The sequence below is a fragment of the Stenotrophomonas sp. SKA14 genome (assembly GCF_000158575.1).
In the GTDB taxonomy this organism is placed as follows: domain Bacteria; phylum Pseudomonadota; class Gammaproteobacteria; order Xanthomonadales; family Xanthomonadaceae; genus Stenotrophomonas; species Stenotrophomonas forensis.
Map to the genome: position 1 here is coordinate 1,449,971 of NZ_DS999412.1, position 23,503 is coordinate 1,473,473.

The 23,503-nt window shown below is 64.5% G+C and carries 27 protein-coding genes and 1 pseudogene; all 28 read left to right on the forward strand.

Going from position 1 to position 23,503, the window contains the following annotated elements; translation table 11 throughout:
* Positions 1 to 75: 75 nt before the first annotated feature.
* The 28 genes and pseudogenes from SSKA14_RS06650 (at position 76) to SSKA14_RS06785 (ending at position 23,490) form a co-directional block, all read left to right on the forward strand.
* On the forward strand, positions 76 to 876 hold the full coding sequence (locus tag SSKA14_RS06650) for a PFL_4669 family integrating conjugative element protein (RefSeq protein ID WP_008267528.1): 801 nt from the start codon (positions 76 to 78) through the stop codon (positions 874 to 876).
* Positions 873 to 1,400: a DUF3158 family protein gene (locus tag SSKA14_RS06655; RefSeq protein ID WP_008268255.1), complete on the forward strand. Its 528-nt coding sequence runs from the start codon at positions 873 to 875 to the stop codon at positions 1,398 to 1,400. Before SSKA14_RS06650 ends, SSKA14_RS06655 begins: the two co-directional genes overlap by 4 nt.
* Positions 1,401 to 1,473: 73 nt before the next feature.
* Complete coding sequence (locus SSKA14_RS06660; protein WP_008267200.1) at positions 1,474 to 1,914, forward strand: single-stranded DNA-binding protein; 441 nt, start codon at positions 1,474 to 1,476, stop codon at positions 1,912 to 1,914.
* A gap of 269 nt (positions 1,915 to 2,183) precedes the next feature.
* A complete protein-coding gene (locus SSKA14_RS06665) occupies positions 2,184 to 4,196 on the forward strand; it encodes a DNA topoisomerase III (protein ID WP_008265951.1) in 2,013 nt (670 codons plus the stop codon).
* 453 nt (positions 4,197 to 4,649) lie between these two features.
* A pseudogene (locus SSKA14_RS06670) lies at positions 4,650 to 4,965 on the forward strand (hypothetical protein); the annotation flags it as partial.
* 330 nt (positions 4,966 to 5,295) lie between these two features.
* Positions 5,296 to 5,508, forward strand: a complete 213-nt coding sequence (locus SSKA14_RS06675) for a hypothetical protein (RefSeq protein WP_014603608.1) — start codon at positions 5,296 to 5,298, stop codon at positions 5,506 to 5,508.
* A gap of 21 nt (positions 5,509 to 5,529) precedes the next feature.
* On the forward strand, positions 5,530 to 5,922 hold the full coding sequence (locus tag SSKA14_RS06680; RefSeq protein ID WP_008267955.1) for a hypothetical protein: 393 nt from the start codon (positions 5,530 to 5,532) through the stop codon (positions 5,920 to 5,922).
* Positions 5,923 to 6,134: 212 nt separating this feature from the next.
* Positions 6,135 to 6,872, forward strand: coding sequence for a hypothetical protein (locus SSKA14_RS06685; protein ID WP_008264880.1), 738 nt, complete (start codon positions 6,135 to 6,137; stop codon positions 6,870 to 6,872).
* A gap of 94 nt (positions 6,873 to 6,966) precedes the next feature.
* Entirely contained in the window at positions 6,967 to 7,245 is a 279-nt protein-coding gene (locus SSKA14_RS06690) for a hypothetical protein (protein WP_008267470.1), read from the forward strand.
* A gap of 280 nt (positions 7,246 to 7,525) precedes the next feature.
* Positions 7,526 to 8,338, forward strand: a complete 813-nt coding sequence (locus tag SSKA14_RS06695; RefSeq protein ID WP_033940514.1) for a GTPase — start codon at positions 7,526 to 7,528, stop codon at positions 8,336 to 8,338.
* Positions 8,339 to 8,717: 379 nt separating this feature from the next.
* The gene (locus tag SSKA14_RS06700) at positions 8,718 to 9,632 is read left to right on the forward strand and encodes a DUF3577 domain-containing protein (protein ID WP_008268542.1); all 915 of its coding nucleotides are present in this window, start codon (positions 8,718 to 8,720) and stop codon (positions 9,630 to 9,632) included.
* A 54-nt stretch (positions 9,633 to 9,686) separates the two neighbouring features.
* The gene (locus SSKA14_RS06705) at positions 9,687 to 10,385 is read left to right on the forward strand and encodes a DUF3275 family protein (protein ID WP_008268776.1); all 699 of its coding nucleotides are present in this window, start codon (positions 9,687 to 9,689) and stop codon (positions 10,383 to 10,385) included.
* A gap of 91 nt (positions 10,386 to 10,476) precedes the next feature.
* Entirely contained in the window at positions 10,477 to 10,884 is a 408-nt protein-coding gene (locus SSKA14_RS06710) for a hypothetical protein (RefSeq protein WP_008265771.1), read from the forward strand.
* Positions 10,885 to 10,967: 83 nt separating this feature from the next.
* The gene (locus tag SSKA14_RS06715; RefSeq protein ID WP_008268678.1) at positions 10,968 to 11,618 is read left to right on the forward strand and encodes a hypothetical protein; all 651 of its coding nucleotides are present in this window, start codon (positions 10,968 to 10,970) and stop codon (positions 11,616 to 11,618) included.
* A 63-nt stretch (positions 11,619 to 11,681) separates the two neighbouring features.
* Entirely contained in the window at positions 11,682 to 12,803 is a 1,122-nt protein-coding gene (locus tag SSKA14_RS06720) for a DUF6094 domain-containing protein (RefSeq protein ID WP_033940515.1), read from the forward strand.
* Between the two features lie 102 nt (positions 12,804 to 12,905).
* A complete protein-coding gene (locus tag SSKA14_RS06725; RefSeq protein ID WP_008265015.1) occupies positions 12,906 to 13,217 on the forward strand; it encodes a hypothetical protein in 312 nt (103 codons plus the stop codon).
* 69 nt (positions 13,218 to 13,286) lie between these two features.
* Positions 13,287 to 13,592 (forward strand): hypothetical protein, encoded by a 306-nt coding sequence (locus SSKA14_RS06730; protein WP_008266046.1) that lies wholly within the window; start codon positions 13,287 to 13,289, stop codon positions 13,590 to 13,592.
* Positions 13,593 to 13,728: 136 nt separating this feature from the next.
* Positions 13,729 to 16,008 carry a helicase-related protein gene (locus tag SSKA14_RS06735; RefSeq protein WP_014603605.1) on the forward strand — a complete coding sequence of 760 codons (2,280 nt, stop codon included), beginning with the start codon at positions 13,729 to 13,731 and terminating at the stop codon, positions 16,006 to 16,008.
* Between the two features lie 359 nt (positions 16,009 to 16,367).
* The gene (locus SSKA14_RS06740) at positions 16,368 to 16,946 is read left to right on the forward strand and encodes a PilL N-terminal domain-containing protein (protein ID WP_014603604.1); all 579 of its coding nucleotides are present in this window, start codon (positions 16,368 to 16,370) and stop codon (positions 16,944 to 16,946) included.
* Positions 16,943 to 17,584: a hypothetical protein gene (locus SSKA14_RS06745; RefSeq protein WP_033940516.1), complete on the forward strand. Its 642-nt coding sequence runs from the start codon at positions 16,943 to 16,945 to the stop codon at positions 17,582 to 17,584. Before SSKA14_RS06740 ends, SSKA14_RS06745 begins: the two co-directional genes overlap by 4 nt.
* 14 nt (positions 17,585 to 17,598) lie before the next feature.
* On the forward strand, positions 17,599 to 18,336 hold the full coding sequence (locus tag SSKA14_RS06750; RefSeq protein WP_014603602.1) for a TIGR03759 family integrating conjugative element protein: 738 nt from the start codon (positions 17,599 to 17,601) through the stop codon (positions 18,334 to 18,336).
* The gene (locus tag SSKA14_RS06755) at positions 18,318 to 18,923 is read left to right on the forward strand and encodes a transglycosylase SLT domain-containing protein (protein WP_014603601.1); all 606 of its coding nucleotides are present in this window, start codon (positions 18,318 to 18,320) and stop codon (positions 18,921 to 18,923) included. The genes SSKA14_RS06750 and SSKA14_RS06755 overlap by 19 nt, the downstream gene beginning before the upstream one ends.
* Positions 18,920 to 19,468, forward strand: coding sequence for an integrating conjugative element protein (locus SSKA14_RS06760; protein WP_008266518.1), 549 nt, complete (start codon positions 18,920 to 18,922; stop codon positions 19,466 to 19,468). Before SSKA14_RS06755 ends, SSKA14_RS06760 begins: the two co-directional genes overlap by 4 nt.
* 4 nt (positions 19,469 to 19,472) lie before the next feature.
* Complete coding sequence (traD, locus tag SSKA14_RS06765; protein ID WP_033940518.1) at positions 19,473 to 21,656, forward strand: type IV conjugative transfer system coupling protein TraD; 2,184 nt, start codon at positions 19,473 to 19,475, stop codon at positions 21,654 to 21,656.
* A complete protein-coding gene (locus tag SSKA14_RS06770; protein ID WP_008267465.1) occupies positions 21,653 to 22,402 on the forward strand; it encodes a TIGR03747 family integrating conjugative element membrane protein in 750 nt (249 codons plus the stop codon). Before traD ends, SSKA14_RS06770 begins: the two co-directional genes overlap by 4 nt.
* A gap of 98 nt (positions 22,403 to 22,500) precedes the next feature.
* Entirely contained in the window at positions 22,501 to 22,884 is a 384-nt protein-coding gene (locus tag SSKA14_RS06775; RefSeq protein ID WP_008266900.1) for an RAQPRD family integrative conjugative element protein, read from the forward strand.
* Positions 22,881 to 23,114 (forward strand): TIGR03758 family integrating conjugative element protein, encoded by a 234-nt coding sequence (locus SSKA14_RS06780; RefSeq protein WP_008266807.1) that lies wholly within the window; start codon positions 22,881 to 22,883, stop codon positions 23,112 to 23,114. Before SSKA14_RS06775 ends, SSKA14_RS06780 begins: the two co-directional genes overlap by 4 nt.
* Before the next feature lie 16 nt (positions 23,115 to 23,130).
* Positions 23,131 to 23,490, forward strand: coding sequence for a TIGR03745 family integrating conjugative element membrane protein (locus tag SSKA14_RS06785; RefSeq protein WP_022579862.1), 360 nt, complete (start codon positions 23,131 to 23,133; stop codon positions 23,488 to 23,490).
* Positions 23,491 to 23,503 lie beyond the last annotated feature (13 nt).

A 23,503-nucleotide genomic window follows, 5' to 3' on the forward strand; every position in this document is an offset into this window, starting at 1 on the left:
TTTCGGTTTGTTGACTGACTGCCTTCCGCTTCCTGCCGAAGCTGACCGCTCCTTTTCCCACAACGAGCGGACACCATGGCAACCAATGAACCTCTGCAACTGAATCTCGGCTCCCTGCGCAGCGCGATGTCGCTGACACTTCACACGCACCACGCTTCGCGCATCTGGCATGGCCGTGCCGCCGCCGAGGGGCGACCGGGCATCGTCGGCCTGAACGGCTACATCGCCCAAATGAACAAGATGCGGCGCGGTTCGGAGCAGGACGACCCGTACTCGGACTGGTGGATGCTGCGCATCGAAGTCAAGCTCGACCAGACCAAGACTACGCTGCAATCGCTGCGTGAGCAGGTGGATCAGGCGCTGGCGAGCGTGCCGCCGGCACTCAGCCTGGGCGAGAACCTCAACGTGCAGCCCGTCAAGTTGCCGCTGTTCGTCAATGCGCAGCTCGGCTTTGCCGCCGTCTATCTGCTGGCCGACTACGACGACATCGCCCGCAAACTGATCCTCGCCCACCACACGGCGCTCATCGACCGCAGCACCTTGGAGCGCTGGCTCAACGAGGGCGCCCATGCACTGCGCAGCCTGTTCTCGCTGGCCCAGCAATACCGCTATTCGGGCTGTACGCGCGACGACTTCGTGTCAAAGAACGCCGCAGCACGGGCGGCGTTGGAGAAATTCGGCGAACTGCCGCAGGACGTGCTGGAAGGCACGCTCCGCTCGAAGTTCGCGCCGCCCATCGTGCGCCGTGGCCTGCAACAGCGTGTCGAGAGTCCTGCTGCAGCGCCTGCCCCCAACGACGAGGCCGCCACCGACGAGCCCGCCACTGACGCAGCACCCGAAATCAGCGCCGGCGAGGTCGAGGGCGAGCAGGCATGAGCGATCCGAACCGCGAACCCCGCTACTTCCAGGGCCTGCAACAGGCAGCCTTCATGAAGCTGGAACACGCTGCCTCTCTAAAAGGCCTTTTAAAGCCTTTTAAGGGTAAGGGGGATCTTGAGGCCTGGGCCAGCCAGTGCTTCGCCATGCGCGACGAGCTGATTGGCTTGGCGCAGCGGCAGGTGCTGCAACAGGTAGTCGGGCATCCCTTCCACCTGCTGCCCGTCGACCTGGCCCAGCAGACCACTGGCGCAGGCACAGCGTTTTTGCGCTGGCGCAAGCACGACCGCTCAGCCATGGGCGTAGCCCTGTGGCAGGAATTGATGGCGAGCACCGGCACGCCGGTCAACCTGCTGGCCGAGCTGCACGCGATCGAGCTTCAGCGCATCACGCTGAACATGCAGATCAGCCTGTTGCACACCCTGGGCAGGCAGGCCCAGGAGTGCGCCAGCAAGGCCGCCAAGGCGGAAGACGCCTACCTGCGCCGGATCGCATCCATTCCCGCTGCGATGCGCGATCGGTGATTGCGTCAATCATTCCAGCAAGCGCCCGGCACCGACGCAGCACGGGTATTTCAACCACCATGGAGATTGCAACATGAGCACGCATTTTTGGGGCGAAGGCAACATTGGCTCCCCGCCCGAGTACCGGGAGTTCCCCAACGGCAACGACGAGCCGCGGCGCTTGCTGCGGCTGAACGTGTATTTCGACAACCCCGTCCCCACCAAAGGCGGCGACTTCGAGGATCGCGGTGGCTTCTGGGCGCCCGTGGAAATCTGGCACCGCGACACCGCGCACTGGAAAAACCTCTACCAGAAAGGCATGCGCGTCCTGGTTGTTGGCCGCATGGAGCGCGAGCCCTGGACGGACAACGAAGATCAGCCGCGCGAGACCTGGCAGATCAACGCGCGCAGCGTCGGCATCCTGCCGTTTCGCATCGAGTCCGTGACCCTCAGTCCGAAGCCGCAGGATGCGGAGGCAAAGCCCCAGGCCGCCCAGGAACCGGCTGTGCCAAAAGAGCCGCGGCGTAGGAAGTGACCCGGCATGGGCCGGCCACTGTTCGCAGCTCCATGCACCCGTGAGCTATCCCCAGGGGATAGCTCCATCTACGTCCACCGGCTTCCACGCGCTCCCGAAAATCGCGGCTCCCGGCTCGCACACCCCGGCTGCACGCTATCTCCGCCCCAGCCATTCCATCCTGTGAAAGTGGTCGCCACCGCTTGCGACTTGTTTGCTGCCGCCCCTGGCTGTGCCCGGCATCCTCGATTCCAGCAACTCAATGAACCACGGAAATCGGATGGACGGACATGCGCCTGTTCTTGTGCGAGAAGCCCTCCCAGGGCAAGGATATTGGCCGGATTCTCGGCGCGACGCAGCGCGGTGAAGGCTGCCTCAACGGCTCCGGCGTCACGATTACCTGGTGCATCGGCCATCTCGTAGAAGCGGCAGCACCCGAGGTCTATGACGCGGCGCTCAAGCGCTGGTCGCTGGAGCAGTTGCCCATCATTCCCCAGCAGTGGCGGGTCGAGGTCAAACCCAAGACCGCCACGCAATTCAAGGTCGTCAAGGCGCTTCTGGCGAAGGCGACCCATCTCGTCATCGCCACCGATGCCGACCGCGAGGGCGAGCTGATCGCCCGCGAGATCATCGACCTGTGCGGCTACCGTGGCCCCATCGAGCGCTTGTGGCTATCGGCGCTCAACGATGCGTCGATCCGCACCGCGCTCGGCAAGCTGCGACCGTCGTCCGATACGCTGCCGATGTATTACTCGGCGCTGGCGCGTTCGCGGGCAGACTGGCTCGTCGGCATGAACCTCAGCCGTCTGTTCACGCTGCTCGGGCGGCAGGCGGGCTACGACGGCGTGCTGTCGGTCGGACGTGTCCAGACCCCGACCCTCAAGCTGGTCGTGGATCGCGACCGCGAAATCGCGGCTTTCAAGTCGGTGCCGTTCTGGGCCATCGACGTGTCTCTGTCCGCAGAGGGTCAGGCTTTCGCCGCGCAGTGGGTTGCGCCCGATGATTGCACCGACGACGCCGGTCGCTGTCTGCAACAGCCGGTCGCCCAGCAGGCGGCGCAGCAGATTCGCGCTGCGGGCAGCGCCCAGGTGGTGTCGGTCGGGACCGAGCGCGTGCGTGAAGGCCCGCCCCTACTGTTCGATCTGAGCACCTTGCAGGAGGTCTGTTCCAGGCAGGTCGGGCTGGACGTGCAGGAGACATTGCAGATCGCCCAGGCCCTGTACGAGACGCACAAGGCCACAACCTACCCGCGCTCGGACTCCGGCTACCTGCCCGAAAGCATGTTCGCCGAGGTGCCCATCGTCCTGGACAGCCTGCTCAATACCGACCCGTCGCTGCGCCCGATCATGGGGCAGCTCGACCGCTCCCAGCGCTCACGTGCATGGAACGACGGCAAGGTCACGGCGCACCACGGCATCATTCCGACGCTCGAACCCGCGAACCTCTCTGCTCTGAGCGAGAAGGAACTGGCGGTGTACCGGCTGATCCGGGCGCATTACCTGGCGCAGTTCCTCCCGCACCACGAGTTCGACCGTACCGTGGCTGAGTTTTCCTGCGGCCAACAGACGCTGGTGGCCACTGGTAAACAGGTGGTCGTCAAGGGTTGGCGTCTGGTGCTGGCCGAACCGCAAGCGGATGAGGACGGCGACGACACGGCGCGCAGCCAGGTGCTGCCCCCACTGCGTGAGGGCTTGGCGTGCCAGGTGGCCGAGGTCGAGATCAAGGCGCTCAAGACGATGCCGGCCAAGCCCTACACCCAGGGTGAATTGGTCAAATCAATGAAGGGCATTGCGCGCTTCGTGACCGACCCGCGCCTGAAGCAGAAGCTCAAAGACACGACGGGTATCGGCACCGAGGCGACGCGAGCCAACATCATCAGCGTGCTGATCGCCCGTGGCTACATCGTGAAGAAGGGACGCTCCATTCGCGCATCGGATGCGGCGTTCACGCTGATCGACGCCGTGCCTGCGGCGATTGCAGACCCTGGCACGACGGCAGTGTGGGAGCAGGCGCTCGACATGATCGAGGCCGGACAGCTCACCCTGGACGTATTCCTCAGCAAGCAGGCCGCCTGGATTTCTCAGTTGATCGCGCAGTACGGCTGCGTGTCCCTGTCCATCAAGCTTTCCCATGGGCCAGCATGCCCGCAGTGCGGCGCAGCGACGCGCCAGCGCACCGGCAAGAGCGGCCCATTCTGGTCGTGCAGTCGCTACCCAGACTGCAAAGGCACGCTGCCGGTCGAATCCGGTACGCCCAAGCGTGGCGCTTCGCGCTCGCGTAGCAGCGGCCGCAAAGGCGCCTGACCGACTCCGTTTCCCGTGGGCCGCACCCTGTTTCAAAGGCGTGGCCCGTGTCCCGCACGCCCCTGCGGGTCGCCCAGCGCGCAACGCCTTCTTGTCCGTGTGCGCGTCCCGTCCAGCCGTCCCCGGCTGCGGGACCTGAAGGTATCTTTTCCGCGAACCGTCTCCCGCGTGTTCTGCTGGTCTGTGTTTCTCCCGCCCACTGCGAAGGGTCCCCCGATGGCTTGCCAGGCAGCGCGAGCCACCCGGAGACCCTTTGTGGTCAGCGGTATTCGGTGCCGGCGCCCACCGGCGCAAAAACGGGCTCCCTTTGTGCGCGGATGTGCGCCAGACGATGCCGGCCCCAGCCACGACATGGGCCGGGTGTGATTGCTGATGAGCAGACGGTTCTAGCGACGACCGGGCCTGCAACAGCCCACGGGTGGTTATTTCCTCCCGAGCCGAAGGTCAGCGAGCCTTCGGCTCCTTTATCTCGTCGATCAACGTTCCGAGCCAATGGCCGGCCACAGCAACAGGAAACCGACGCATGCAACAACCGGAGAAAGTACGAGCCGCATTCGAGCGCGACCTTGGCAACAAGGTGCTGTTCATCAAGGGCGGCAAGCTGCTGTTTATCGATGGCATCAACCTCAAGGCCATCGCCGACCGTAAGGCGTATTTCGCTTCGCTGCGTGCGCGGCAGGAGCAGCCCATTGTGGTCCTGGCCGAACTGGGACAGGACGAGGCATTCGCCCTGTGGAAGCAGCATGTCCTGGGCGACGCGCCCGAGTGAGCCAACGCACCCGCACACCACCCTGACAACCCGCACTCGATGCGGGTTTTCTGTCTCTGCGCCGATCAATCCGGGCTGGGCCGAATGCCGTTTTGCAACTGACGCAGCGCGGCCCCCGCATGAAGCTGCCCGCATGTTCGCTGATTCGTCAGCACATGCCAGCAGCCATGGGTTCCAGGCTGCCGCGGGTTCTTCCCGCGTAACCCGCCAGTCCGTATCGCATCAAGTCTGCGGACGCGCGTCCCCGTGACGCCGATGCTTTTTATCCACCGCGTGCGGGAGCTGCCATCCCGTGAGGGACAAGGCCTCGCTTTTCCAAGGAACCTACCCATGTCCCACAAAGCCTCTTTCAGCCAGTTGGCCTTGACCTATTGCGGCAAGTTCCTGCCGCTCGAAGTCCTGCAAAGCGCCGCCGGCCACTACATCGGCACGCGCGATACCGAAGGTCCCGTTTCGCGGGAATCGCACGAGTACTTCCGCAGCCATGCGGCGGCTCAACGTGCCCTCGAAAGAGGCGGCTGGTCCCAGCTCGCCATTCCCTGATCCAACTGGAGGAATCACGCCATGAATCAACTGCTGCCGCAGGAAGTCGTCGATCAGATCATGCGGGAAGAGCAGCATTTCGCTGCCGCGCCCCAAGCCTTCTTCGAGGCCTGGAAGCGTGGTGCCGAGATCGCTGGCCCCGAATGGTTCGGCGACGGCACCCGTGACGGCCTGAACCAGGCCAAAAGCAAGTGGGATCTGCGTCCCAACATGCTGCGGCTCAACGATGCCCTCGGTGTCCTGAGCAGCGGGCAACGCATGTTTCTGTCCGCCATGGTCAGCTTCTACAACGCGCACGAGGGCGGTGCCATGCTCAAACGCTGCCATTTCCACGGGCTGTCGGATTTCGACGGTCTCGACCTGGAACGCCGCCAGGTCATTGCCGACTTGATGCTGAACTACAGCGGCTGGTGAGCCCGTTTCTGGCACACCCCCGTCTTTTCGTTCCCCACGAGGGACATGCACCTACACGGTCATGTCCCTCGATTTCCTTTCCGTTGCCCAGCGTAAGGCGGCTGAATCAAAGCCAACGATCACCTCTGCCTGACGCATTTTCCCCTTTCAACCCACCGGGTCCAATTCCCGGTGGCGGGAATTGGCTCCATTATTCAATCTGGAGCGTCCCCATGTCTCAGAATCCCAATCCCTTTGTTCGCGGCTACTGGAATTTGAAAATCGTCCGCACGCTGTCCATCAGCTACGAGGACGGAAGCCCGCCTGTCTGGCGAAATATCCACCCGAGCCAGCAACACCTGTCCGACCAGGAACTGATTTCATCGTCCTGCATCGTCATCAGCGATTTCGCGGTGGTCACGAACGGCTCTGAACCTGTGAGTGCCGAGGTACTGGCCGAATGCGATGCCGATGAAGGTGTTAACGGCGAAGGCGTGATCGGTGCCGTGGTCTATGCCATTCATGGCGAGGACTTCGACGGTCGCCTGATCCACGTTGGTGACAGCTATTCGGTCGAGGCCGCGCGGGAAGTTGTGCGGCGCCTGAGTTTCGAGACCGGCTACTACAGCCGATGCTGGGAGATCAGCAGCGCACACATCAGCCCGGAAACCGGCCAGTACCTCGCCAATCTGGCGGACCTTGCCACGCCGGAGGCCTTTTTGTTCATCGCCTTTCGGGTTCCGTACAGCCCGGCGATCGGCGTCAAGCTGATCTCCACGCCCTGGACGGACAAGAACCTGGAGTACGCCGATGGCATCAGCGCCGAGCAGCTTCGGCAGGAGCACCGCAGCAAGGGCATGCCCGACGACCTGGCGAACATCCTGGAACTGGCTGGCCAGGCCGATGTGCGCATCCTCATCCTCGACGCTGACGCGCCCGTGTTGCTGGGCCTGCCGCTGGCCGAGTCCTAGCAAACACACCACGCGCCCACCTTCCTCTTTGCCCTCCATGCCAGCCTGTCTCCTTTCTGGGAGCCAGGCTGGTCCTATTTCATAGGAGCACTTTATGTTCCCCGACCTCATCTCGCCCGCACGCGACTTCGAGCATCAGCTTGGAGCCTGCGTCAACGCCATGAGCCAGGACGACGCCATCGGCCAGATCCTGGTATTCGAGCGCTTGAGCGGCATGCTGCACATGCGCCATCTAGCCAGCGCCGATCTGGCAGACACCGACATTGATGCCTACGAAATGGTTGTCTTCGACGGTGGTAACACCGGCGGTGACACGTGGAAGCACGTGTTCTTTCCACGCCAGCGCGAACACTACTTCGTGTACCAAGCCTGACCACCCAGCCCCTTTCGAGGGGCCTTTTCTTGTCGCGACGCAGGAAAGCGGGTGCGGCGCGGTGCGGTTTCCTGAGCGCAGGCGGCTCACTCAAGGGCCATCCTTGCCCCATGTTCGTCGGCGTTGCCGACACATGCCCAGGCAGTCAAGACCTTCAAGGCTGCAAGCGCGGGAAACCGTGCTGGTTGTTTCTTCCTACGGACGCATCGCGCCCATTCACCCACAAGGGACCTCTCCCTTGCGGGCGGGGAATCCCTTGTTCTTCCTCAAGGAGATTCACATGGATCGCTCTCTTATCAAGACCCTGATGCCTTCGCTGGTCGCAGGCCATGTGCCCCGCAACGTGCGGTCGTTCAAGTACCGCGTGTTCGATGATCAGCCACAGTCCTCGACACTGGGCTTTGTCATCGATCCCCAGCCCTTCGACGGCAAGGTGGTCGCAGCCAGCGAGGACGCCATCGTCGTCAAGCTCAAGCCCAGCGAGTTCGCGGTACTCGATCCCAACCTGGTGACCAGCATTCCCAGCGAGGGCACCAAGGTGCATGTCCAACCCTATGCCCGTCGTCGTTTCGACGGTCTGCGTGCGGACACGCCAGAAGAGCGCACCGAGATGATGTCCGACGGCACTCCCTACACCGTCAAGACACACATCCTCGGCTCCGCGCCGGCCAAGCTGCCCATTCCCGAGCCGCAGTGTATGGAACTGGGTCAGCTCATCGAGCAGTTGGAGGAAATGTCGGCGCCCGACGGGTTCCGGCGCATCACCCACATGCTGGTCGATGCGGGCGCCCACGACTTCACCTGGGTCGATCCGAAGCCGGCCAAGATCATCGAAACGCCTCCGGCGATCAGTTTCACGGTTTCGACCGCGAAGTTCGACGGTCGGGTGACGATCCTCTACCAGCGCGGCAGCGATACCTATGCGGTGGAGCTGTGCCGCGACGGCGAGTTGGTCGTTCGGCACGACGAGGTGTATTTCGACATGCTCGGCGAAGTGCTGGAGCGGCTCATCGACGACGGGCGCTGGCGTCTGATCGATGTGAGCGTGATCGGCGCGGAGACGTCCCGACGGCGCCGCGCTGTACCGGCGTAACACCACGAAAAGAACCAGGCGACATGCCCCCCACAGGCTCTCCCTCCATTCGGAAGGAGGGCCTTTTTTCTGCCGTGTGAGATTTCATCAAAGGGAATCGCCCGAATGCCGATTGATGGCTGTCTCGCGCGCGAGGCCCGGCCATGCTGAGCCCATGCCTGCTGACGTTGTCAGCGACATGCCAGGCAACCATCGGTCTTCGAGGTTGCGGCGCAGTTCCCACTGCGTGACCGAGCCAGCTCGCACCGCATCCATCCGCGAGCGGCCACCAGTCTCTGGTGGTGGATGCTTTCGCCTTATCAACCCATCGCGGGGTTACGCACCTTTCCCCGCAGCGTGGGGCCGGTGTGTCTCCGCTTCATCCCTATGGAGATTCACCATGAGCACCACGTCCAACGAGAAATCGTATTTCGACCTCCACACCTCGGGCATCGGTTACATCCAGCGTGTCCGTGAAGTGCCTGTTCGGGGCGGCCGCCGTGCGCAGCCTTTCCTGGCATGCACCATCGCCGCGTTGGTCGGTTCCGCAAAGGACCCCAGCTATCGCTATTTCGACGTCAAGGTCTCGGGTGCCGAGGCCAAGAAGCTGGTCGAGCGCTACATCGGCGTTGACGATCCCAAGCAGCGCCCACTGGTGCGCTTTCGCCTCGGCGACCTGTGGGGCGATGCGTACATCCGCGACAAGGGTGAGCAGAAAGGCCAAGCCGCCGCGTCCCTCAAGGCGCGACTGCTCAAGGCCGAGCCGCTTGACCGGGCCGAACTGGCTTCGATCAGGCAGCACGAGCTGGTCACCCGCGGCATCGGCTACCTCAGCCGTCCGAAGGACGTCACGCCCAAAGATGGCGACCCGTTCCTCTCTTGCACCGTCGCCGCTCTGGCCGGGCCTGTCGATGAACCGGAGTATCGGTACTTCGACACCATCGTCACCACCCCTGAAGCCGAGCATCTGGTTCGCCGGTGCGTGCAGGCCATCGAAGGGGACTGCAAGGTGCTGATCGCCTTCCGTCTCAACGACATGAAGATCGATCCGTACATCCGCACCAAGGGTGAGCGTGCCGGAGAACCGGCCGCAAGCCTGGAATCGACACTGATCCACATTGGCCTGATCAAGATCGACGGCACCAAGGTCTATCCGACGAGCCCCGCGCAAGCCGATACGCCGCCGGCCCAGGACGCTCCCGCGCCCGAAGCCGAGGACGCCGACACCGCTGCCGATCAGCCTGCCGAGCCCGCCGAGCGCGAGCCCGAAGGTGAAGTCGAGGAGCAGGAGCCGGCATTGGCTGCTTCGTTCTGATCGGCAAGGCCCTCGCGGGCCTTGTCGTTTTCCCAATCGCTAAGGAGAACCATCATGGCAGCCACATCGGCATCCGAGAGATCGGTTTCGCCCATCGTCGTCCCCGGCCAGCTCACGCTGCGTACCATCCGCGGCAAGAACGGCCCCTTCACGGTCGGACGCCTCGCCACGCACCTCGGTACGTTCGAGGTCAAGGACCCGGAGCTGGAGCAATACCCCGAAGGCAAGTACGACGGGGAGTTCATCATCAGGTACATCTTCCCGAAGTCCTACCCGGTCGGTGGCGGCATGCGCTTCGAGATCCGTGCCAGCCTGGACGGAATGACGCTCTACGACATCGACAAACTGAGCCGTGACGAGGCACGCAGCTTCGCCACCCAGGACCTCGATCCAGTTGATGAAGAGTTGGGCGCACAGCCTGCAGTAACGCCGGCAACACCGGCCAAGCCCACCAAAACCTCCAAGCCCGCCAAGCCCGCACCCGTGCAGGCATCCACGGACCCGCTGGTCGATACCACGCCCTTCGGCGTGGATGCGCCGACGCCCGCTGCGGCAACTGCTCCCGGCAGTACCGAAGATGGCGACGTCGCGCTGTTCAGCTTGCTTTGGCCGCTGGGCGAGTCCGTGAAACTGGATTCGACCATCGACCGCCGCACCCTGCGCACGCAGATCGCCCGCCTTGGCGAACTGGGCTACGCGCTGGACTTCAAGACGCAGGAGTGGAGCCGCCAGGCCGAACTGCAACCTGCGTAGTACTGGGCACCGCATCTGCCGTGTTCATCCACCCGCCGGGGGTCTTCCCCACCGGGGAGGCTTCTGGCTCAATTTTTCCAGGAGGCCTCTCATGGGCTGGTATTTCTCACCCCAATCGCGGTCTGAACTGATCGCGGAGCTGATCGCACCGCAAGAGACCGAGCGCGCCAGCGTCAAGGTCATCGCCCACGCGCTGCATGGCAACGTCCTCTGGTCCGTTGCGCAAGTCACAGCCAAGGCCGAAGGCGTACACCGTGATCTCACACCGGGCCAATCCCTGTGCACCATCCGCTGCGATCTTCTGGAACGCAGCGGCGGCCAGTGGGGCTACAAGCCGCTGGACGAATCCATGCACCCGTACTACTACTCGTGCCCGCTGTCCTATCTGGACCTCGCACCGGAGCAGTCCGCCGAATGGCGTGCAGGCGTTCGCGCCTACCACGCACGGCGGCGCACATCCAAGGCGACCACCGCTCCAGATGCGACGCTGACGGTCTGAACCAGGGCGTTTTTCCTTCCACCCCAAGGGCAGCACTTGCCCCCTGCGGGCGGTGCTGTTCCCGTTCATCCGAGGACACCACCATGCCCGCAAACACTTCTTCCACCACGCTGTACCGCATCGACGAATGCCCGGACGTGATGGCCGACGCTTGCGTCGGCGATGACCAGGGCAACCTGATCTTTCTGTCGATCTGGGCGCGAGACACCGCCGCCCAGCAGTTCCTGGCTCGCCTGACCCTCGGGCGCGACGAACAGGGGCTGGAGCAGTTCCACGTCATCACCGACCAGGGCGGCAGCGTCCCGGTGTTCGTCGGCAACGTCGATCGCCTGGAAAAGCGCATGACCCGCGCCTACCGGCGAACGCTGTTCGGTTCGCTGTCCAACGTGTGGCTGTTCGATCGGCGCTGCGTCAAGCCCGACAAAGCCAACGCCAGCGCACTGGCATTGCTGCCCCGCGATAGCGACCACCGGCTTGACCGCCTGTGGACATTGGTGCAGGACACCTGCCCACTGCCATTGCTCGACCACTGGCGCGAAACCGTGCTGGAACTGCTGCAAAGCCACGAGATGCTGACCCGCCTGCCATTCGCCCTCGGGCCTTTGGTGGGCCATCAGCTCGCCATCGACGTGCCGGCGCTGACCCAGGCGCTCGGCTCGCTGATCCGCAGTGACGTGCTCACCGCCTACCCATACCCGGCCAAGATTTGGACGCCGGAAACGGCAGCGGCTTGAACCACCTGCGCAGGCACGCCAAGGCCCGCCTGCGCCATTCATCCCGCCAACCAGGAGACTTCCATGGCGCTCATGTTCCCGCGGCTCGCCCGCAACTTTGTGAAGAACGGGTACTTCCCGACCGACGAACCGACGCTCGAAAGAGCCCTCAATGCACTGATGCCCAGTGCGCCTGAATCCAATGGGCCGATGTGCATCCTCGACCCCTGTGCCGGCGAAGGCGTGGCAATCGCCGAAGCGGCTCATGCCCTCGGGCGCGAGCAGGCCAGGGCGTTCGCCGTCGAGTTCGACGCAGAGCGGGCGCGCCATGCCCGCATCCTGGTCGATCACTGCCTGCACGCGGACCTGATGGATACGATGATCTCCAAACAGTCCTTTGGGCTGCTCTGGCTCAATCCGCCGTATGGCGACCTGTCCAAGGACGTCAACGGCAACATTGGCTATCAGGGTCAGGGCCGTGCCCGCCTCGAAAAGCTGTTCTACCAGCGCACGCTGCCCCTGCTGCAGTACGGCGGCGTGCTGGTCTTCATTGTCCCCGGCTACGTGCTCGACGCGGAGCTGGTCGGCTGGCTGACGCGCCACTACACAGACCTGCGGATCTACCGAGCGGTGGAAACGCAGTTCAAGCAGGTGGTGATCTTCGGACGCCGGGTGCGCCAGCGCGAGCAGACGCCCGATGGCGTCAAGGCCGTGCGCAATCTGCTGCTGCAGGTTGGGCTTGGCGAAGTCGAAGCCGAGGAACTGCCGAGCGAATGGCCGTTCCTGCCGTACATCGTCCCCGCCAGCCCGGCGGAGCCGGGGCATTTCTTCCGCGTGACGATGGAGCCGGAGCAGTTCGCCGATGAGGTTGGCAGGCTGCAAGGCCTCTGGCCGTCGCGAGATACCCCTTTGGGGGCCGCGCAGCAGACGCTGCGTCCACCGGCGCGGGCCTTGTCCCACTGGCATCTCGCCCTGGCTCTGGCTGCGGGCGCGATCTCGGGAGTCGTGCAATCCAAGACGGGGCGCGTGCTCGTCGTCAAAGGTGACACCCACAAGGACAAGACGCTCCAGCGGGAATTCACCGAACGCGACGACGGCTCGATCGCCGAGACGCGCATCCTCACCGACAAGTTCGTTCCTGTCATCCGCGCTTGGGACATGACGCCGGGTTCCGCCACGCGGGGCGAGGTGTTGACCATTCGCTGATCGCTTCTCCACCGCCGACGGTTCGCCGTCGATTTTTTCCACCCACCGGGGTCCAGTCGCCCCGATGGGGTGCCGTGGCCCCTCCATCTCCAGGAGCCTTCCATGGCAGCCCAAGCACTTTCCATCAGCCAGACACCGAGCCTGCGCTTCTCGCCAGGCCAGGTGGTTATGACCATCGGCGTCGATGACCTGGTCCAACAGGGCCGGCTCAACCCGACGCCCTATCTGCGCCGCCACCTCGGCGGCGATTGGGGCGACCTCGACGACAGCGACAGGCGGCAGAACGATGCCGCGCTGAAGTCCGGTGAGGATCGCCTGTTCTCTTCCTACCAGGTCACACCCGGCCTGAAGCTCTGGATCATCACCGAATGGGATCGCAGCGTCACCACGTTGCTGTTGCCCAGCGAGTACTGATCTTCTCCAACGCGGGGCCACCGACACCCCGCAAGGGTGCTGTAGCCCCTTCACTCCGAAGGAAGCCACATGACCTCCAACCAACATGACAAGCACCGCCGCAAACGGCTGTTCGAGATCGGTGCACTGGAGTTCAGCGAAGGCGTCGAACGCCTGATGAACGAAGGCCGGCTCGATCCCATGCCGTTTTTCGAACGCCACATGCGTGGCGACTGGGGCGACGTCGCGGACTACCAATGGCAGCAGAACAACGCTGCGTTGGAGTCTGGCGAACGCCTCGACTCGTTTTACGTCGTCACCCGTGACCTGAGCATCCGCATCTTCACCGAAGCAGATCGCAGCGCGACCCGCATCGTGCTGCCGTCCGAGTACTGACCCTGAGTTGTCACCGCAGGCCACGAGCGCCTGCACTGTCCAACCACCGACGGTTCGCCGTCTCTCTTCCCATCACGGGGCATGTCATCGCCCCGCTGGGGTGGTGCATGCCTCATTCTTTCTTTGGAGCATCACCATGTCCCTCGATCTCGACACCACCGCCAACGATGCAGCGTCCGTACAGGGCGAACTGCTCGAAGCGGAATCCAACCCTCTCACCCTGAGCCTTCAGGATTTCGTCGGCGAGTTCGGCGACGAACTGCTCGATTCTCTCAACCGTGCCAACCCACCGGTCTATACCGGCCAACCACAGGCACAGCGACAACTCGTCGTTGCCAGCCTCAAGCGCAAGCTGTTCCCAGCCCAGGTCGAAGTTGTCCATGCCGCCGCCGAGCTGCTGGTCGATCAAGGCGAACGCGCTGCGATCGTCAACGGTGAAATGGGCTGCGGCAAGACGACCGTCGGCATCGCCACGGCCGCCGTGCTCAACGCCGAAGGCTACCGCCGCACCCTGGTGCTTTCGCCTCCCCACTTGGTCTACAAGTGGCGGCGCGAGATCCAGGAGACGGTGGCCGGCGCCAAGGTCTGGGTGCTCAATGGCCCGGACACGCTGGTCAAGCTCATCAAGCTGCGCGAGCAGTTGGGGGTGCAGCCCACGGGCCAGGAGTTTTTCATCCTGGGGCGCGTCAGGATGCGGATGGGGTTCCACTGGAAGCCGGTCTTCAACCAGCGGCGCACCCGCCACGGCGACGTGGCGGCCTGCCCGGACTGCGGCACACTCATCACCGACCTCGACGGCGAGCCGGTCAACCCGATCGGGCTCGAAGCCGAGGAGTCCCGCAGGAAGTGCAGCCACTGCGCCGCGCCCCTGTGGACGCTGATCCGCCCGCGCAGCCTGTCCGGCAGCGACCAGTCCTCGGTCGTCCTCAAAGCCTTGAAGCGCATCCCGACCATCGGGGAAGTCACCGCGCAGAAGTTGATGCAGAAGTTCGGTGACGGCTTCCTGGCCTCGATGCTGGGTGACAACATCCATGAGTTCATCAACCTCATGGATGGCAACGGCGAGCTGGTGTTTTCCGACCGTCAGGCCACGCGCATGGAACGTGCGATGGCCAACATGGAGTTTGGCTTTGGCGAGGGCGGCTACCAACCGTCCGAGTTCATCAAACGCTACCTGCCGCAAGGCACGTTCGACCTGCTCATCGCCGACGAGGCGCACGAGTACAAGAACGGTGGCAGTGCCCAGGGCCAGGCCATGGGCGTGCTGGCGGCGAAGGCTCGCAAGACCTTGCTGCTGACCGGCACGCTAATGGGCGGCTACGGCGATGATCTGTTCTACCTGCTGTTCCGGGCACTGCCAGGACGGATGATCGAAGACGGCTACCGCCCGACCACGAGCGGCAGCATGACCTCGGCTGCGATGGCGTTCATGCGCGATCACGGCGTCCTCAAGGACATCTACTCCGAGAGCGCCGGCACGGCGCACAAGACGGCCAAGGGCACCAAGGTATCGGTGCGCACGGTCAAGGCTCCCGGCTTCGGCCCGAAAGGCGTCTTGCGCTGCATCCTGCCGTTCACGATCTTTCTCAAGCTCAAGGACATCGGTGGCAACGTCCTGCCGCCGTATGACGAGGAGTTTCGTGAAGTCCAGATGGACGTGGCGCAAGCTGCGGCCTACCGCGATTTGGCGAGTCGGCTGACCGCAGAGCTGAAACAGGCTCTGGCGCGACGCGATACGACCTTGCTGGGGGTGGTGCTCAACGTGCTGCTGGCCTGGCCGGATTGCTGCTTCCGGTCGGAGACCGTGGTGCATCCGCGCACGCGCAACACCTTGGCGTTTGTCCCGGCTCAGTTCAATGAGTTCGAGATCAGCCCCAAGGAGCGTGAGCTGATCGATATCTGCAAAGCGGAGAAGGAACAGGGCCGCAAGGTTCTGGCCTACACGGTCTATACCGGCACGCGCGACACCACGTCGCGCCTGAAGGGGCTGCTGGAGCAGGAGGGCTTCAAGGTGGCGGTACTGCGCGCAAGCGTGGATGCCAGCCGCCGAGAAGACTGGATCGCCGAGCAACTGGACCGTGGCATCGACGTGCTCGTCACCAATCCCGAGCTGGTCAAGACGGGACTGGATTTGTTGGAGTTCCCGACGATTGTGTTCATGCAAAGTGGCTACAACGTGTACTCGCTCCAACAGGCAGCACGCCGCTCCTGGCGCATCGGGCAGAAACAGCCCGTGCGCGTGATCTACCTCGGCTATGCCGGTTCCTCGCAGATGACCTGCCTGGAACTGATGGCCAAGAAGATCATGGTCTCGCAGTCCACCTCGGGCGACGTGCCCGAATCGGGGCTGGATGTTCTGAATCAGGACGGTGATTCCGTCGAGGTCGCACTGGCCCGGCAATTGGTCACCGCCTGATTTCCACGCCATCGCCGGCCTAGCGCCGCCGGCTTTCTATTGTTCACAACTTGCAGCCCCACTCGCGTTCTTCGTGGGCGGGGCTGCGTTTTTTCTTTGGCGTGCTACGGCAGCCACCCTGCAATTGATTCGCGAAGTACACCGTTTTTCGTCCCATATTGCGGCTTAACTGCAAATCCGCCTATTGATCCATGAGCTACTGGTTGTGCGCAACAACGGGTGCGTCTGTACCGCCTGGACGATACGCAGTAGGCATCCGGGTCGCCCCTGAAACCGGGCACCACCCAGTTCGCATTCCTGGCTGACCGCACGGCACCGTGCCGCCAAGGTATCGGCATCGCAACAGAAGAGCCGATGCCATGCCCGCAACCTATGTATCCCGACGTCTGGTCGGCGCTGGTCTCCTGGCCGCAGCGCTGGCCAGCGGCTGCGCGACCACCACCGCGCCGCTGGTGCCAGACGCCATAGAAGGCGTCTCCTCCGCTCTCGAACCCGAGGCACCCGAGTTCATTCCCGTCGTGCGCTATGGCCGCTACACGCTGGTCGAGCTGGCACCCACGGCGGCGCAGCGTGACTTGCTGTTGCAGACCATCGACGTGTCCATGCCCGAGGACACCCGCACCACGGTGGGCGATGGCCTGCGGCATGTGCTCAAACGCAGCGGCTACCAGCTTTGCGAGACGCCTCGCGCCGTGACCGAGTTGTATGCGCTCCCGCTGCCGGCGGCGCACCTGCATCTTGGCCCCATGACCTTGCGCGATGCGCTGCTCACCCTGGCTGGTCCGGCCTGGGAACTGCATGCGGATGAACGGGCACGACAGATTTGCTTTGAGCAGCCTGGAGGCAGTGCGACCGCCGAGCACGCACACGAGCCGTCTGCTGCCGAGGCGGTGCAGACGTTTCCGCTGATGCCTTCGGTTTCGGGGGGCCAGCCATGAATGCCGCGCAGTCTCCCCGCCGCCCGATCACCGCCGTGGTGTTGCAAAGCCTGATGTGGCTCTGGCTGATCAGTCTTAGCGTTTTCGTCGCTCTCGGCTACCAGGCGGTGAACGAGCAGGCCGACCAGAAGCGGCTTGATTCCCGCCTGCAACGTCTCGAAGCGCAGGCGGCGAGCCTGGCCGAGGCCATTGGGGCCATCCAGCAGCGTCCAGCCGTCGCAACGGCGGCTGACCTCAAAGACACCCGCGAACTCCTGGAAGCGCGCGCTGCTCAGGTCGAGAAAACGCTGAGTGGCTATGCCGCTGCCGAAGACCTTCAGGCGCTGCGCACCGAGGTCGAGCAAATCAAGACGCGCCAGACCGTTGCGCGCGCCGCAGCACCCGCTCAGCCGCGCTCACCGAGCAGGCCCACCGCCAAACCAGAACCGCCGCCACTGCCATTTCGCATCGTCGGTGCCGAGCTTCGCGCTGGTCAACGCAGCCTGTCCGTTGCGCCGAGCGCCGGGTACTACACGCCCAACCAGCTTGAGGTGCTGCTGCCCGGCGATTCGCTCGGCCCATGGCGCTTTCAGGCGGTCGAGGGCAACTCCGCCGTGTTTCAGGCCGGCGACCAGACCCGTCGCGTGGCGATCCCTTGAGCTGAGGACACGACATGAAGCCCGCTATCATCCTTTCCGCGCTTCTGCTCGCGTCTGCCCAGTTGCCCACCTGGGCGCAGCAGCCGGACACGGCTCCCGCCGGCAATACCCAGAGCCAGGAGCGTCCGCTGGTCACTCGCGCCTTGAACGACCGTGTGGCAAGCAACTGGGGCCTGCAACCGCAAGAGTGGGCGCGCTATCGCGAACTGATGGACGGGCCGCTGGGCATCTACTCGCCCAACCTGGACCCGCTGTCCGCCCTGGGCATCGAGGCGCGCACCGACGAGGAACGGCTCCGCTACGCAGAGCTGCAGGTGCAGATCGAGGCACGCCGTGTCGAGAAGCTGCTCGCCTACCAGCGTGCCTACGACGAGGCCTGGCAGCGCCTGAATCCCGGCATGCAGCGGGTGAACCTGCCTGACGACAAGTCCGACACCGGCACAAGCGCCAATCCCTTGCGCGGTTCAGGCCGCACGGCAGTGTTCATCAAGGACGGCTGCGCGGCCTGCGGGCAAATCGTGCAGCGCCTGCAATCCTCTGGTACCGAGTTCGACCTGTACATGGTCGGCAGCCGCCAGGACGACACACGTATCCGCGACTGGGCCAAGCGCGCGAACGTCGATCCGGCGCGCGTGCGCAGCGGTGGCATCACGCTCAACCATGATGGCGGGCGGTGGCTGTCGCTGAGCTTGCCCGGAGACCTTCCTGCGGTCGTGCGCGAGGTGAACGGTCAATGGCAGCGCCAGCCGTAGCGGCCACCTCCGTTTCGCAGTGCTTGCGCGCACTGGTGATCGCGGCGGGCCTGTGCGCCTGCGCCGCCCATGCCCAGGAGCTTCCGCCACCGGCTTACCAGCTTGCCGCACAGCGCGCGGGCATCCCCTCGTCGGTGCTCTACGCCGTGGCCTTGCAAGAGAGCGGCATCCGACGCAATGGACGCATCGTCCCGTGGCCGTGGTCGCTCAACGTCGCCGGTCAGTCTCACCGCTTCGCCACCCGTGCCGACGCCTGCGCCGGTTTGCAGCAGGCGATGCGCTCCACGTCGCACACGCGCATCGACGCGGGCCTGGGTCAGATCAACCTCGGCTACCACCAGCAGCGCTACGCCAGCCCGTGCGACCTGCTCGACCCATACAGCAACCTCGCCATCGCCGCTGAAATCCTGAAGGAGCAGCACACCACTGGCGAGGACTGGTTACTGGCAATCGGTCGCTACCACCGTCCTGCGGGCGGAGAGCCTGCCGCCCGCTATCGGCGCAGCGTGTCGCGCCACCTTGCCCGTGTGCAGGGCACGCGCCCAATCGCTGCGGCCCTCGCCGCGCACCTGGAGACATCCCCATGACGAAGTTCCCTCTGGCCAACCTCACACTGAAGTGCCTGCTCGTGCTGCTGGCGGCTCTGCCGCTGGCCTCGCGTGCCGGAGAGCCGCTGATTGTGGTCGAAGACCGTGGCGGCACGTCGGCGCTGCCGTACTACGAGGCTCTGAACCTTCAGCCGCGCGCCGATGCCCCGGCCCGACCGCCCATCCCGATGCTCCCGGTGCCCGCCACGCCCATGGACGAGGCCGCGATGTTGCCGGTGCGCAGTGCCAAGCTCACGCCTGGCACCGTCGCGCGGCGGGTGATCGAGGCACCGGGCCTGCGGCCTTTCGTGGTCGTCGGCGACGACGCGGCGTCCCACGCCTGGCTGCGCAGCCAGGCAACATCGCTGCGCGAGCGCGGCGCGGTGGGTCTGGTGGTTAACGTCGAGACCGTGCAGGGCCTGGCACGGCTGCGCACCCTGGTGCCCGGCATGCCCCTTGCGCCTGTGGCCGGCGACGACCTGGCCGAGCGCCTGGGTCTGCGGCATTACCCGGTGCTGATCACAGCCACCGGCATCGAGCAATGAAGCCATGTCGGGGAAACAGCCGGTCGAGGTTTTGCTGCGCCCAGCGGTGGAGTTCTATACCGTCGCGGCGTGTGCAGGCGCCGCGTTTCTGTCCCTGGTGGCCCCGTGGTCGCTCGCGCTGAGCCCCGCAATGGGCGTCGGCAGTGCGCTGGCGTTCTGCGCCTACGGTGCCATTCGCTACCGCGATGCCCGCGTCATCCTGCGCTACCGGCGTAACATTCGCCGCTTGCCGCGCTACGTGATGACCAGCAAGGACGTGCCGGTCAGCCAGCAGCGTCTGTTCGTCGGGCGGGGGTTTCTGTGGGAGCAGAAACACACCCATAGGCTGATGCAGACGTACCGACCGGAATTTCGCCGCTACGTCGAACCAACGCCGGCTTACCGGCTGGCGCGCAGGCTGGAGGAACGGCTGGAGTTCGCGCCGTTCCCGCTGTCCCGGCTGCCTGCGCTCACGGGCTGGGATGTGCCTTTCAACCCGGTGCGCCCGCTGCCGCCTGTGGGCGGCCTGCCGCGCCTGCACGGCATCGAACCCGATGAGGTGGACGTCAGCCTGCCGCTGGGTGAGCGCGTCGGGCATTCGCTGGTGCTGGGCACCACGCGCGTGGGCAAGACGCGGTTGGCCGAGTTGTTCGTGACCCAGGACATCCGGCGCAAGAACGCCGACGGCGAGCACGAGGTCGTCATCGTCATCGACCCCAAGGGCGACGCCGATCTTTTGAAACGGGTGTACGTCGAGGCCAAGCGTGCGGGCCGCGATGGCGAGTTCTATGTCTTCCATTTGGGCTGGCCGGACATTTCCGCGCGCTACAACGCCGTGGGCCGCTTTGGGCGCATCAGCGAGGTGGCCACCCGTGTTGCAGGACAACTCTCCGGCGAAGGCAACAGCGCGGCATTTCGCGAGTTTGCGTGGCGCTTCGTCAACATCATCGCCCGCGCCCTGGTGGAACTGGGGCAGCGCCCGGACTACATGCTGATCCAGCGCCATGTGATCAACATTGACGCGCTGTTCATCGAATATGCCCAGCACTACTTCGCCAAGACCGAGCCCAAGGCATGGGAGGTGATCGTCCAGATTGAGGCCAAGCTCAACGAGAAGAACATCCCGCGCAACATGATCGGGCGCGAAAAGCGCGTGGTGGCGCTGGAGCAGTACCTCTCGCAGGCGCGCAACTACGACCCGGTGCTCGACGGCCTGCGCTCGGCAGTGCGCTACGACAAGACCTACTTCGACAAGATCGTCGCATCGCTGCTGCCGCTGCTGGAGAAGCTCACCAGCGGCAAGATCGCCCAGCTTCTGGCTCCGAACTACTCCGACCTGGCCGACCCACGCCCGATCTTCGATTGGATGCAGGTGATCCGAAAGCGCGCCGTGGTCTATGTCGGCCTCGATGCGCTGTCCGATGCCGAGGTCGCTGCGGCGGTCGGCAATTCCATGTTCTCCGACTTGGTTTCGGTCGCCGGCCACATCTACAAGCACGGGATCGACGACGGCCTGCCGGGCGCATCGGCTGGTACGCGCGTGCCGATCAACGTCCATGCCGATGAGTTCAACGAGTTGATGGGCGACGAGTTCGTCCCGCTGATCAACAAGGGCGGCGGCGCTGGACTGCAAGTCACCGCGTACACGCAGACCCTCTCGGACATCGAGGCCCGCATCGGCAACCGCGCGAAGGCCGGTCAGGTGATCGGCAACTTCAACAACCTGTTCATGCTGCGCGTGCGCGAGACGGCTACCGCTGAATTGCTGACCCGGCAATTGCCGAAGGTCGAGGTCTATACGACCACCATCGTCAGCGGCGCGACCGACAGCTCCGACATTCGTGGAGCGACAGACTTTACGTCAAACACCCAGGATCGCATCAGCATGTCCAGCGTGCCGATGATCGAGCCATCGCACGTCGTCGGCCTGCCCAAAGGCCAGTGCTTCGCGCTGCTGCAGGGTGGCCAGCTTTGGAAGGTTCGCATGCCGTTGCCCGCGCCAGACCCGGATGAAGTGATGCCGGCGGACTTGCAGCAACTGGCCGGACACATGCGCCAGAGCTACAGCGAGGCCACGCAGTGGTGGGAGTTCACCAGCTCCCCGGTCTTGCAGGACGCGGCCTTGCCGAACGACCTGCTCGATGAGGCGGCCATCGCCACACCCATCACCGACACGGGCGACACGGCCAGCGAAGAGGCCGCGCCATGAGCGACGCCGCCTCGACTGCGCAGCGTGAGCAGAACCGTCGCCAGGGCCTGATCGTCGGCACCATTACCTTGCCGTTCCGGCTGCTCGGGGTGCTGGTCGGCTCGCTGCTGTTCTCTATCCTGATGGAGTGCATCGGCATGCACCTGTTCTGGAAGGATCAAGGCTGGCAGCACTCTCAGCAAATGTTGCAGTACGAGCTGGGGCACCTGTCCAACCACTTCACGCGCAGCGTAGTCGTGCAGGAGCCGGGGCGCACGGCGCATGAGTTGGTGGACACTGGCTACGAATGGGTGTTCGTGCGATCGGGGCTGCTGGAGCGCATGAGCCAGACCGCCGAGCGCGCCCGTGCGCCCAGCCAGGGGCAAGCGCGGAACTTCCGCTACTTCATCAGTCAGGTCTATGTCTGGACGGAGAGTTACTTGATCGCCGCAGCCTTCACGACGCTTACTTTCCTCGTGCGCCTGCTGGTCCTGGCGCTCACGCTGCCGCTGATCTTCACAGCAGCGTTTGTTGGTTTGATCGACGGCTTGGTGAGGCGTGACGTTCGCCGGTTCGGCGCGGGCCGCGAATCCGGCTTCATCTACCACCGAGCGAAAGCCAGTCTGATGCCGCTGGCCGTGCTGCCTTGGGTGACGTACCTGGCGCTACCGATCTCGGTGCATCCGCTGCTGATCCTGCTGCCCAGCGCCGGCTTGCTGGGGCTGGCCGTGAGCCTGACTGCAGGGAGCTTCAAGAAGTATCTCTAGGCCATCAATCCGGTCATCCGCAGGTTCTTATTGTTTGCGGCCTGATACGCCTCTGATCGCCACGATCAAGCCATTGCTGATCACACAGGAATGGCGCGATGTTGGCTCCGATCTGGCTGCGCGCCGCGTATCGCGGCGTGCCCACTTTTCTCGTGACTGCCCTGCTGCTGGGGCAGTCTTCGATGGCGTTGGCCGAATCCCCGGCACAGCGCCAGGAGCTGGTCGCTGCGCTGCGCCAGCTCGATGCGCTGGAGCGCACCGTCGCGGGCGGCGCTGCACAGGTTCCCATCCAGCCGGGCGAGCGCTATCACTTCGATTACCCGCAACTGCTGGCTGACCTGGCGCGCGTGCGCGCCGGCATCCAGGCCTATCTCACACCGTCGCGCGCCCAGCCGCGCGACCTTTTCGAACTGGCTGGCGAGTACCGCACCGAGCGGGCCGCCCCGCCATCGCTGCCGACGACTGCGCAGGGCAGACCATGAACGGTGCCCAAGTCTCGGCATTTCAAGCCAACAGCGGCATCGCGCCGGCCGCGATGGCGACCGTCCTGGTCGGCGTCGTGTTCGCGGTTCTGCTCGTCTGGGGCGTCTGGGCCATCCGAACGGCCTACGTGGGGTGGGCCGAGAACCGCCTCAACCAACGCCAGTTCCTCGGCGTCTGCATCCGCTTCATCGCGATGTACCTCGTGCTGACCTTCTTCCTCCTCTCCTGACCTGAAGGGTTTGACCATGCAAAACCGCATCCTCTCTACTCGTTTTGCCCAACGCGCCGCTGTGGCGCTGGGTACCGTTGCGCTGCCCGCGCTGTCGTTCGCGCAAGGTCTGCCGCAATTGGAAAACCCGACCCGCGGCGCCGGCAGCGGCATCATGGACACGATCAGGAACTACGGCTACGACATCATCATGCTCGTGGCCCTCTTGGTGGTGGCGTCGATGTTTATTGGCGTGTGCTACCACGCCTACGGCACCTACGCGGAAATCCACACCGGCCGCAAGACCTGGGGCCAGTTCGGCCTCACGGTCGCCATCGGCGCTGTCCTGCTCGTGATCGGCATCTGGCTGCTCACCGAAGCCACCGGCATCCTGTAAGCGAGGACGGGCC